This window comes from Clostridium sp., assembly GCF_030532265.1.
Lineage (GTDB): Bacteria > Bacillota > Clostridia > Clostridiales > Clostridiaceae > Clostridium.
The window spans coordinates 1-12,141 of sequence record NZ_JAUNLM010000059.1; the positions used below are offsets into that span (position 1 = coordinate 1).

At 30.0% G+C, this 12,141-nt stretch carries 11 protein-coding genes and 1 riboswitch; of the genes, 1 reads left to right on the top strand and 10 read right to left on the bottom strand.

Features of this window, described 5'->3' with window-relative positions:
* The 5 genes from guaA to Q4E08_RS10350 form a co-directional block, all read right to left on the bottom strand.
* Positions 1–1,524, bottom strand: a 1,524-nt coding sequence (gene guaA / locus Q4E08_RS10330; RefSeq protein ID WP_303130739.1) for a glutamine-hydrolyzing GMP synthase, incomplete at its 3' end; no start/stop codon positions are given.
* A 196-nt stretch (positions 1,525–1,720) separates the two neighbouring features.
* Complete coding sequence (gene guaB / locus Q4E08_RS10335; RefSeq protein WP_303130741.1) at positions 1,721–3,175, bottom strand: IMP dehydrogenase; 1,455 nt, start codon at positions 3,173–3,175, stop codon at positions 1,721–1,723.
* 115 nt (positions 3,176–3,290) lie between these two features.
* Positions 3,291–3,388: riboswitch (purine riboswitch) on the bottom strand.
* A gap of 175 nt (positions 3,389–3,563) precedes the next feature.
* Positions 3,564–5,189 (bottom strand): chaperonin GroEL, encoded by a 1,626-nt coding sequence (groL, locus tag Q4E08_RS10340; RefSeq protein ID WP_303130742.1) that lies wholly within the window; start codon positions 5,187–5,189, stop codon positions 3,564–3,566.
* A gap of 12 nt (positions 5,190–5,201) precedes the next feature.
* Positions 5,202–5,486 (bottom strand): co-chaperone GroES, encoded by a 285-nt coding sequence (groES, locus tag Q4E08_RS10345; RefSeq protein WP_303130743.1) that lies wholly within the window; start codon positions 5,484–5,486, stop codon positions 5,202–5,204.
* Positions 5,487–5,687: 201 nt separating this feature from the next.
* Complete coding sequence (locus tag Q4E08_RS10350; protein ID WP_303130744.1) at positions 5,688–7,181, bottom strand: 4Fe-4S dicluster domain-containing protein; 1,494 nt, start codon at positions 7,179–7,181, stop codon at positions 5,688–5,690.
* 168 nt (positions 7,182–7,349) lie between these two features.
* On the opposite strand from Q4E08_RS10350, the gene Q4E08_RS10355 reads away from it, so the two are divergent.
* Positions 7,350–7,646 carry an HNH endonuclease gene (locus tag Q4E08_RS10355; protein ID WP_303130745.1) on the top strand — a complete coding sequence of 99 codons (297 nt, stop codon included), beginning with the start codon at positions 7,350–7,352 and terminating at the stop codon, positions 7,644–7,646.
* Between the two features lie 52 nt (positions 7,647–7,698).
* Here the strand turns inward: Q4E08_RS10355 and Q4E08_RS10360 are convergent, their stop codons facing one another.
* The 5 genes from Q4E08_RS10360 to Q4E08_RS10380 all read right to left on the bottom strand — a co-directional run.
* Positions 7,699–8,598, bottom strand: a complete 900-nt coding sequence (locus tag Q4E08_RS10360) for a DNA-3-methyladenine glycosylase (RefSeq protein ID WP_303130746.1) — start codon at positions 8,596–8,598, stop codon at positions 7,699–7,701.
* A 17-nt stretch (positions 8,599–8,615) separates the two neighbouring features.
* Positions 8,616–9,020 (bottom strand): C-GCAxxG-C-C family protein, encoded by a 405-nt coding sequence (locus Q4E08_RS10365; protein ID WP_303130747.1) that lies wholly within the window; start codon positions 9,018–9,020, stop codon positions 8,616–8,618.
* A 223-nt stretch (positions 9,021–9,243) separates the two neighbouring features.
* Positions 9,244–10,437, bottom strand: a complete 1,194-nt coding sequence (locus Q4E08_RS10370) for a phospholipase C (protein WP_303130748.1) — start codon at positions 10,435–10,437, stop codon at positions 9,244–9,246.
* Between the two features lie 158 nt (positions 10,438–10,595).
* Entirely contained in the window at positions 10,596–11,444 is an 849-nt protein-coding gene (locus Q4E08_RS10375) for a 3-hydroxybutyryl-CoA dehydrogenase (protein ID WP_303130749.1), read from the bottom strand.
* Between the two features lie 34 nt (positions 11,445–11,478).
* On the bottom strand, positions 11,479–12,141 hold a 663-nt coding region (locus tag Q4E08_RS10380), incomplete at its 5' end, for an electron transfer flavoprotein subunit alpha/FixB family protein (protein ID WP_303130751.1).

Here is a 12,141-nt window from a genome sequence, read left to right on the forward strand (position 1 = left end):
CTCAATAGTTGCTGGTGGTTTTGAAGTTATATCATAAACAATTCTGTTTACTCCTTTAACTTCATTTACAATTCTTCTTGACACTAAGTCTAATAGTTCATATGGAATTCTTGCCCATTCTGAAGTCATAGCATCACTTGACGTAACAGCTCTAAGTGCTATTGTGTGACAATAAGTTCTTTCATCTCCCATAACTCCAACAGATTTTATGTTTGGAAGACAAGCAAAGTATTGCCATATAGTTTCATCAAGATTTGCATTAGCTATTTCTTCTCTGAAAATTGCATCTGCTTCTCTTACTATTTCAAGTTTTTCCTCAGTTATGTCACCAAGAACTCTAATTGCAAGTCCTGGTCCTGGGAATGGCTGTCTCCATACTAACTTGTGAGGTATTCCTAGTTCTTCTCCTACTGCTCTAACCTCATCTTTAAATAATTCTCTTAAAGGTTCTATTAAATCAAATTCCATATCTTCTGGAAGTCCTCCAACATTATGGTGTGACTTAATTACAGCTGAAGTATCTGTTCCACTTTCAACTATATCTGGATAAATTGTTCCTTGAACTAAGTAATCAATATCTCCAACCTTTTTAGCTTCTTCTTCAAATACTCTAATGAATTCTTCTCCAATAATTTTTCTCTTAGTTTCTGGATCTGAAACTCCTTTAAGTTTTCCTAAGAATCTATCTTGAGCATTAACTCTTATAATGTTCATATCAAATTCTTTCTTAAATACTCTTTCAACTGTATCACCTTCATCTTTTCTTAAAAGACCGTGATCTACAAATATACAAGTTAAATTATGTCCTATAGCTTTATGAACAAGCATAGCAGCAACTGATGAATCAACTCCACCTGATAATGCACATAAAACTTTTTTATCCCCAACTAACTCTTTTATTTCTTTTATTTTATCTTCAGCAAATGAAGCCATTGTCCAAAGGCTTTCTAAGCCACAAATTTCATGTAAGAAATTTTGAAGCATTTTTTGTCCAAATGGAGTATGTTCAACTTCTGGGTGGAATTGAACTCCATAAAGATTTTTTTCTTCATTTTCCATAGCTGCAATTGGACATACCTCTGTATGTGCTATTATTTTAAATCCTTTTGGTGCTTCGCTTATGTAATCTGTATGACTCATCCAACAGATATCTTTTTCGTTTATTCCTTTAAATAATCTTGATGAATTATCTAGGTTTATTTCTGTTTTTCCATATTCTCTAACTGGAGCTGTTGATACTTTTCCACCTAAAGTGTGAGCCATAAGTTGATCTCCATAACATATTCCAAGTACAGGAACCCCTAATTCAAATATTTCTTCTGAAACTCTTGGAGCACCATCTCCATATACACTGTTTGGTCCACCTGTGAATATTATTCCCTTAGGATTTTTTGCTTTTATTTTTTCAATTGTGTAATTATATGGTATTATTTCACAATAAACTCCACATTCTCTTACTCTTCTTGCTATTAGCTGATTATATTGTCCACCAAAGTCAACAACTAAAACTAAATCTTTCTTCATGCGCTCCTCCTAGATACTTTTTTAAATATATTTTTTATTCTATTTATAAATAAATTATATCATATTAGAGAAAAAATTTCTCCATTAATACGAACATTTTTATTTTTTTTAAAATTATTCTTCGACTTTTGTATTTTATAAATTTTTATTCATTCATTAATATCTTAAAATACTATAATTATTTTTTACTTTATAATTATTTACTAATGCTATAGTTTGGTGCTTCTTTTGTCATATTAATATCATGTGGATGACTTTCTCTAAGTCCCGCTGATGTTTGAACAACAAAAGTTGCTGTTTCATATAAAGTATTTAAATCTTTTGCTCCTAAATATCCCATTCCGGCTCTTATACCTCCAAGCATTTGGAATATTGTATCAGCAACGAATCCTTTATAAGCTACTCTACCTTCAATTCCTTCTGGAACTAATTTTTTATTTCCTGATTGGAAATATCTATCCTTTGAACCACAAGCCATAGCTCCAAGTGATCCCATACCTCTATAAACCTTATAGCTTCTACCTTGATATATTTCTACTTCTCCAGGTGCTTCATCACATCCAGCAAATAATGAACCCATCATTGCTGCACAAGCTCCAGCTGCTAAAGCTTTAACTATATCTCCTGAATACTTTATTCCACCATCTGCGATTACTGATACGCCGTATTTTTTAGCTACCTCAACACAATCCATAACTGCTGTAAGTTGAGGAACTCCAACTCCAGCAACAACTCTTGTTGTACATATTGATCCAGGTCCTATACCAACTTTAACACAATCAGCTCCAGCTTTTATTAAATCTTCTGTAGCTTCTGGTGTAGCAACATTTCCCGCTATAATTTGAAGTTCTGGATATTTTTCTTTAACTCTTCTTACTCCCTCTAATACACCTCTTGAGTGTCCATGAGCTGTATCTATAGTAATTACATCTACCTTAGCTTTAACTAGAGCATCTACTCTATCCATCATATCAGCAGTAACACCAACTGCAGCACCACATAATAATCTTCCTTGACTATCTTTAGCTGCATTTGGGAATATCTTTGCTTTTTCTATATCTTTAATTGTGATAAGTCCTTTTAAATTACCTTCGCTATCAACTAGGGGAAGTTTCTCTATCTTATGTTTCTTTAATATTTCCTTTGCTTCATCTATTGTTGTTCCTTCTTTTGCTGTAATTAATTCTTCTGAAGTCATAACATCTTTTATTTTTTTTGAGTAATCATCCTCAAATGTTATATCTCTATTTGTAAGAATTCCAACTAATTTTCCGTCAACTGTTATTGGAACTCCTGATATTCTATATTGACCCATTAATTCTTCAGCATCTTCAAGTGTATGTTCTGGTGATAAAAAGATTGGATCTGTTATTACTCCATTTTCTTGTCTCTTTACCTTATCAACTTCTTTAGCTTGAGCCTCAATGCTCATATTTTTGTGGACTATACCGATTCCACCTTCTCTAGCTATTGCTATAGCCATTTTTGATTCAGTTACTGTATCCATACTAGCACTTAATAGTGGTATATTTAATGTTATTTTTTTTGTTAATTTAGTTTTTAATGATACTTCACTTGGTAATACCTCTGATTTATTTGGAACTAATAATACATCATCAAAAGTGTATGCTTGTTTTAATATTCTAGCCATATTTATTTCCTCCCCATTTAACTTCTACTAATTTTATGTATAAAAAAAACACATTAACTTCCTTAAGTGAAGTTAATATGCCATGTTATATTAGTATATAAGTATTATACTAATTTGGTATATTAAATCCACTCATAGTCAGAAATTTAAGGTTTCCGGTAGATACTCCTTGCCATATTCAAGGTATATACGAGTTTTATTTATGCTTTCTAAAATTAAATTAAACTTATTATAAATTACATTTTTTTTAAAGTCAATAATCTATTTATAATAAACTAATTCTTCATTTTATTGAAAACATATACATAATTATTTTCCTTATTTTTTAATAAATTATTCAAATAAAACAGGCATAATCCAAAAATTATGCCTGTTTATTATTTTACTCTTAATACATTCCATCCATTCCCATTCCACCTGGAGCCCCTACTGGCTCTTCTTTTTTAGGAATATCAACAACAGCTGCTTCTGTTGTTAAGAAAGTAGAAGCTACTGAAGCTGCATTTTGAAGTGCTGATCTTGTAACCTTAGTTGGATCTACTATACCAGCTTTAATCATTTCTTTATATTCTCCTCTTAATGCATCATATCCAATACCTGATTCACTATTTCTAACTTTATCAATTATTACTGAACCTTCAACACCAGCATTAGTTGCTATTTGTCTCATTGGTTCTTCAAGTGCTCTTACTATTATATCAATACCAACTTTAGTATCATAAACATCTGATGTTAATTCTGATACTTTATTTAGTACATTAACGTAAGCAGTACCACCACCTGCAACTATACCTTCTTCAACCGCTGCTTTTGTTGCATTTAAAGCATCTTCTATTCTAAGCTTTCTTTCTTTTAATTCAGTTTCAGTTACAGCACCAACTCTAATTACTGCTACTCCACCTGATAATTTTGCAAGTCTTTCTTGTAATTTTTCTTTATCAAACTCTGAAGTTGTTTCTTCAAGTTGAGCCTTTATTTGATTAACTCTTGCTTTTATTTCTTCTGAATTACCTTTTCCATTTACTATTGTAGTATTATCCTTAGTAATTTTAATACTTTCTGCTTCTCCTAGCATATCTAAAGTTACTTCTTTTAAATCTCTTCCAAGTTCTTCTGAAATAACTTCTCCACCAGTAAGAACAGCTATATCTTGAAGCATTTCTTTTCTTCTGTCTCCAAAGCCTGGTGCCTTAACAGCTATACAAGTAAATGTTCCTCTTAATTTATTAACTACTAATGTAGCCATAGCTTCTCCTTCTATATCTTCAGCTATAATTAAAAGTTTTCTTCCAGATTGAACTATTTGCTCTAATATAGGAAGTATTTCCTGTATGTTTGTAATTTTCTTATCAGTTATTAAAACATATGGATTATCAAGAACCGCTTCCATTTTTTCTGTATCAGTAACCATATACGCTGATACATATCCTCTATCAAATTGCATACCTTCAACAACATTTAATTCTGTTCCCATTGATTTTGATTCTTCAACAGTTATAACACCTTCATTACCTACCTTTTCCATAGCATCTGCAATAAGTGTTCCTATTGTTTCATCAGCTGCTGATATAGCTGCAACTCTTGCTATATCCTCTTTTCCGTTTACTGGTTTTGAAATTGCTTTTATTTCTGAAACTGCTTTTTCAACAGCCATATTAATTCCTGTTCTTATAAGCATTGGATTAGCTCCTGCTGTTACATTTTTTAATCCTTCTCTTATAATAGCTTGTGCTAAAAGTGTAGCTGTTGTAGTTCCATCTCCAGCCACATCATTAGTCTTTGTAGCAACTTCCTTAACAAGTTGTGCCCCCATATTTTCGTATGGATCTTCAAATTCAATTTCTCTAGCAATTGAAACACCATCGTTAGTTATAAGAGGTGATCCAAATTTTTTATCTAAAACTACATTTCTTCCTTTTGGTCCAAGTGTTACCTTAACAGTATCAGCTAACTTATCAACACCTTTTTGCATTGATCTTCTTGATTCTTCTCCAAATTTTATCATCTTAGCCATAAAACATCCCTCCTATTCAACTATTGCAAGTATATCTTCTTGCTTTAAAATTATATATTCTTCTCCATCTAACTTAACTTCTGTTCCTGCATATTTTGAGTAAAGTACTTTATCCCCAATCTTTACTTCCATATCAACTCTTTTGCCATCGCAAATAGCTCCAGGACCAACTGCAATAACTTCTGCCTCTTGTGGTCTTTCTTTTGCTGTACCTGCTAAAACTATTCCACTTTTTGTTTTTTCTTCTGCTTCTAATCTTTTTATAACAACTCTATCTCCTAATGGTTTTATAGCCATTAAAAACCCTCCTTTTACTTTTATTTTGTTAGCACTCTATAATCTCGAGTGCTAATTATAATACTATATTATATTTTATATAAAATAAATTCAAACTCTACTTAAAATATTTTTATCCAAATTTTATTATTTATTCCTAATTATATTGATTTAATTTTATTTTACTTTAATTTTCTCTAAATTTCATAATTTTATAAATAATTACTTCCTATTTAAATTTATACTCTCAAATTCATTTATTGTATCATTATCTATAATTGATTTTTTACAACCTGAATTGTTTAATTTATTAAATATAGATTTAGCTCTAATAGATGGTACAATTGTTCCTGCACCATTTATACATCCACCTTCACACATCATACCTTCAATAAAATTACCATTTAATCTTCCAATCTTGGCCATTGCCATAGCCTTTTTTATCTCATTTCCACCTGCTACTTTTACAGGATTAAAATCTATATCTATATTTTTATCTATTATATAACTTTCTATTGATGAAGTAAGTCCCCCATGCATCCCAAATCCTCTACCAAATATAGATGCGTCACAAACTTCTTCATCTTCACATTCCCAAGGATTAACATCAAATGCATCAAATAGCGCTGTAAGCTCTTCAAAAGTTAATACATAATCTATAGCATCCTTAACCCCCTCCTTTACTGATTCACTTTTTTTAGCCGTACACGGTCCTATAAATACTACCTTTGCATCCTTATCTCTATTTTTAATTAGTCTTCCAGTAGCAACCATAGGTGAAACAGTATTTGATATATTTTCTTTTTGATCTCCATAAAGTTTTTCTATATATGTTAAAAATGCAGGACAACATGAGTTAGTCATATATTTTTTTCCTTCATTTATTCTTTCTTTAAATTCTTCGCATTCATGAATTGTAACTCCATCAGCTCCGCAAGCAGCTTCTATCATATCAACAAATCCTAATTTTTTAATTGCACTTTTTATTTGTCCATAAGTTATTTTAGCACCAAACTGGCCTGTAATTGCAGGTGCAACTACTGCATACATCTTTCTTTTTCTAGCAAGTCTTTTAGCAACAGGAACTATTAAACTCTTATCTGATATAGCTCCAAAAGGACATGCTTGCATACATGCACCACAATTTACGCATAATTCTTCTTTTATTACAGCTTTTCTATCTTCTTGTTTCATAGTTACTGCTCCTGTTGGACATGCCTTTCTACAAGGCCTCATAACTTCTGATACAGCATCGTAAGGACAAGCTTTTTTGCACATTCCACACTCCTTACAAAGTTCTTGATTTATATAAGCTCTTCCACTTATTACTGTTATTGCTCCAAAGTTACATGCCTCTTTACATTTGTGTGCTAAACAATTTCTACATGAATCTGTAATATTATATTTATTTATTGGACACCTATCACAAGCAGCCTCAATTACATATATTATTTGTTCGTCTGGTCTTATATCAATAAGCTCACCATCTTCTATATCTCCATTAGAAAGAAATCCTGCTGCAAGTTTTGCCCTTTCTTGAACTATAGCCCTTTCTTTATATACACAACATCTATAAATAGCTTTATCACCCTTTATAATCTTATAAGGAATTTTCTCTATCTCCTCTTTAGTTAACATATCTCTTTTAGCAAGTTTTGCTACCTCAGTTAAAACTTCATGTTTTAACTTATTTAATTGAGTTTCAAATTGAAACATAAATTAACCCCCAAATTAATCATTGCCATAATATTTTACCATATTTTGTAAATTAAATAAATAGTATTTTTATCTCTTAGTAATTTCTTCTTTTGATTAGAGTAATATTTATTGATATAATATTAATAGGATATTAATATAAATTTCTTTATAAAAGGAGGTATTTATTTGATAACTAGATTAACTTGCGAACTATGCGATAGAATAGTTCCTGAATTAACGGAACATCATTTAATACCTAAAGAAAAGGGTGGAAAAAACTTAGATACTGTTATGCTTTGTACTACATGCCATAAACAAATACACGCTTTGTATACAAATAAAGAACTTGCAGCAAGACTTTTTTCAATTAATAGACTTAGAAATGATGAAAATATTAAAAAATATCTTAATTTTATAGTTAAGATTCCCGGAGATACAATAATACCAATTAAAAAATGTAAAAATAGAAGAAAACGTGCTTAACGTTAAAATATAAAAAGGACTAATTAAAAAATTAATTAGTCCTTTTTACTTCCTAATCTATTTTTATATTATTCTCTCTTGCATAATAAAAAAGATATTGTTGTGCAAATCCTGATAAACCCTTAAACTTATCCCTTGCAAATATTCTTATCTTATTTAAAGAACCTTCTTCTGCATTATAAAAATGCATCATCGCTCTTTTAACCCAAACATCAACTGGAAAAGCTGAATATTTGCTCATTGAAAATAACATTATACAATCAGCAACTTTTGCTCCTACCCCTTTAAATTCTTGAAGAGCTACATGGCATTCATCATCAGTTAATGATGTTATTCTATCTAAATTATATATACCATCACTATTTTCTAAATCTTCATTTATTCTATATACAGTATCAACAATATACTTACTTCTAAATGAAGCTCCAGTTTCTCTTATTTCATCTTCTGTAACATCCTTTAACATCTCTGGAGTTGGGAAAGTATAAAACACTTCTCCATTATACTCAATTTTTTCTCCCCACCTTTCACTTATTTTCTTTATAGTCTTTTTAATTGAAGGTATACTATTTCTAGCTGATATTATAAAACTTATAACAAGTTCAAATGGATCTTGGTTTAAAAGTCTTATTCCATAACCAAAATCAACTGATTTTTTTAATATTGCATCCTTTGAAAGTTCTTCTTTTATTTTGCTATAATCTCTTTCTAAATCAAAATATGTAAGCCATATATTATTAAAATCTTCTTTATTTGAATTTAAAATAGTAACTTTATCTCCATCTTGCACTACTTCTATAACCCTTCCGTAAGCTATTACTATGTAATCAAGTTCTGATTTTTTTTCCCATCTAAAACATTGTCCACACTCTAATATTTGCTTTATATTGAAATTTTTAACTCCTTCTAATATAACTTTATTATCTTCAAAAATAACTTCTTTAAAATCCATATTATTCTCTCCTTTTCTTATCTATTGTTTTCATTTACTATATCATCCAAAATAGATGCTGCTGTTTCTATAATAAACTTACAACTTCTATCATCATCTTCTCTTTTATGCTTTATATCTATGCAATTTAAGCTTTTAAATTCTTTATAAAATCTATTCATGAATTCTGCTGAAAGCTCCCTAACTATTGGACTTTCATGCCCCCTATCATTAGTAAAAATAATTCCAATAACAGCTATTGCTCCTGTTGCAGCACCACATGAAGAACCAATCCCCATTCCTCCTCCAAAAGATGCCATCATTTTAAAAGAATTTTTATTAAGTCCTAAATTATATTCTTCATTTGCAGCATATAATATACATTCTGCACAATTTAAATCATGTTCTATATTCCAAAACTTTAACGCTTTATCTATAAGCAAATTTAACACCACCAGTAATTATTATTCTCTAATTATATTTATTAATTATATCACAAATATTTGTTTATTTTATATCTTATAATTTATTAATTTTATATTTACACAAAACCTTAACTTAAGTTTTACAAATACTTTATAAGGAACTATTTTAATAATTAATACCATTTTACAATATAAATATATTCTAAAAAAACAGACACTTATTTAAAGTGTCTGTTTTTTATTATTTTATAAAGTATGTATTATTTCCTGATATCCATTCATTAATATTTTTTTCAAGTTCAACATTTTGATTAGCTATTACTTTTATATATTCAGGTTTCCACTGATCAGTTATTTTTGTAAACTTACTTTTTCTAACCCACATTTTATTTATATCATTATATTTTATATTTTTATCTTTAATCTTTAATGTATATGTATCTTCAGCACCTTTAGCAAAATCATCTCCCGGATTATCTAATTGCCATTCTTGCTTGCTTCCATCTTTTGTTTCTATACCAAAGTAAATATAATCATCAGTTCCAGCATCCTTTTCATTGGCTGTTTTTATCATTACAACTAATTCACTTAAATTTTTATCAATTGAATCACTATTGAAAGTTACATCATGCAAAAATCTATATATATATCCTGCTGTTCCCTTTTGAGTGTTAGATAAAGTTATTTTAGCTGCATAATCCCAATCATCCCAGCTACAACTCATATTAGCATGGCTATAATATAATGATTTTGCTTTTTTAGCAAAACCTCTACAATATTCTTTAGACCAAACATTAAATTCCTTCTCTTTTATAATACTTTGATAAAATTCTTCATTTGTTTTACTTCCTGAAGTTTCTATTTTATAATTTTCTTTTCTTTCTTCTGCAAAAGTTTCAAATTTAACATGTCCTAAACTATCAACTGCAGTAACATTTGATGGATGATATGGTGTATCTATATCACCAAAATAATGCATAGCTTCCCCTAAATAAAAAGCAGCTTTTTTATAATTCCCCTTTTTCCACTCATTTCTTGCTAAAGCTGAACATTTTCTTAATTGTGATTCCCCCGTATCTGGTATTGAATAAGCTAAATACCATTTATTATCTTTTGTAAAGTTATTTTCTGTATCTGGATCCCAAAAATGATCTTGATATAAATCATACTCATTAGGATCATAATCTGGATATGTAGAACCTAATTGCAATTCATGTAAATTACTCTTTAATATGTTTAAATTTTTTCTTATTATTTCTGGTTCATTATTTGACAAGTCATTCTCTAGAACTTTAATTGCTTGAGTAACTATCATAGAATGGGTTCCTGTCCCATCAATTTTTCCATCCCAAGCATAAGCTTTAATTGTACTTCCAATCCAAACAGAACTCGTGAGCAAAATAAATGCTAACCCCTTAAATAATTTTTTATTCAATTTTTTACACCATCTTTCTTCATTTGTTTTTTAATTTATTATAAATAAATTTCTATGTAAAGTATAATAATAAATTAAGGAGATAATAAATTTATTATCTCCTTATTAAAAGTGTAGTTTTATCAAGTGTAGTTTTTAATTGTGTATAAAATAAGTTATTATTTACTATAATCGAAGAATCCTTTTCCTGTTTTTCTTCCAAGCCATCCAGCTCTAACATACTTTCTTAAAAGGCTTGATGCTCTATATTTATTATCCCCTGTTTCTGTATATAAAACATCCATAATAGCAAGACATACGTCTAGTCCTATTAAATCTCCTAATGCTAAAGGTCCCATTGGGTGGTTAGCACCATATTTCATAGCTGTGTCTATATCTTCTGCTGAAGCTATTCCTTCTTGAAGGATAAATGTTGCTTCATTAATCATTGGAATTAAAATTCTGTTTACTACAAATCCTGGAGCTTCTGCTACTTCTACAGGCTCTTTTCCAATTGCTACTGATAATTCTTTAACTGCATCAAAAGTTTCTTGGCTTGTAGCTATTCCTCTGATGATTTCAACTAGCTTCATTACTGGAGCTGGGTTAAAGAAGTGCATTCCGATAACTTTATCAGGTCTTCCTGTAGCTGATGCAACTTCTGTTATTGATAATGATGAAGTATTTGAAGCTAAGATAGTTTCTGGTTTACATATTTTATCTAACTCTGCAAATATTTCTTTTTTAATTTTCATATTTTCGATAGCAGCTTCTACTACTAAATCACAATCTGCAGCTAAAGCCATATCAGTTGTTCCTGAAATTCTGCTTAAGATTTCTTCTTTAGCTTCTTCAGTCATTTTTCCTTTAGTAACTAGTCTAGTAAGATTTTTGTTGATTCCTGATAATCCTCTTTCAACAAATTCATCTTTTATGTCTCTAACTATTACTTCATAACCTTTTTGTGCGAAAGCTTGAACTATTCCAGCTCCCATTGTTCCAGCACCTAAAACAAATACCTTTTTCATTTTCGTACCCTCCTAAAATTCAAGTTGAAAGTTATTATTTTACTTCTTTGAACTGAGCTATAAGCTCTGGTAATACTTTATTTATATCTCCAACTATTGCATAATCAGCAATTTTCATAATTGGAGCAGTTTCATCTTTATTAATTGCTATAATCATATCTGAATCTTGCATACCAGCTGCGTGTTGAATAGCTCCTGAGATACCACAAGCAATATATATATTTGGTCTTACAGTTTTACCAGTTTGACCAACTTGGTAATCTCTTTCTATCCATCCTTTATCAACAGCTCCTCTTGAAGCTGCTACTGATCCTTCTAAAACTTCTGCTAATTCATGTAATTTTTCGAAGTTTTCTTTGCTTCCCATTCCTCTACCGCCAGCTACGATAAAGTTAGCTTCACTTATATCTACAACTTCTTTAGTTTCTTTTACTATTTCAACAACTTTAGTTCTAATATCAGCTTCAGTTAAATTAACTTTAACTTCTTCAACCTTAAAGTTTGAATTTTTTTCTTCTACTTTTGCAAAAACTCCAGGTCTTACTGTAGCCATTTGTGGTCTATGATCTGGACAAGCAATTGTTGCCATTAAGTTTCCACCAAATGCTGGTCTTGTAGCTAAAAGATCTCCATTTTCAACTACAACATCTAATTGAGTACAGTCAGCTGTTAATCCAGTTGATAATCTAGCTGCAAC